Source organism: Rhizobium sp. SVR5-9E (genome assembly GCF_056755095.1).
The window spans coordinates 1-234 of record NZ_JBNDHS010000761.1; the positions used below are offsets into that span (position 1 = coordinate 1).

A 234-nucleotide genomic window follows, 5' to 3' on the forward strand; every position below is an offset into this window, starting at 1 on the left:
CGTGGGCTCGGAGATGTGTATAAGAGACAGAAATGGATGCAGGTTTCGAATTTATGTCTAAAATGGGCTTCGATTACTACTGTTTCCATGATATCGATCTTGTAGATCCTGCAAACAACTGGAAAGAGTACGAGAAAAACCTTCAGGCAGTTGTAGACTATGCCAAGCAAAAGCAGGCTGAGACGGGAATCAAGCTTTTATGGGGAACAGCAAGCGTTTTTACCCATGAAAGAT

At 42.7% G+C, this 234-nt stretch carries 1 pseudogene; it reads left to right on the plus strand.

The features are described 5' to 3' along the window. Nucleotides 1-32: 32 nt before the first annotated feature. Nucleotides 33-234: pseudogene (locus tag ACPYOJ_RS36885) on the plus strand (xylose isomerase); the annotation flags it as partial.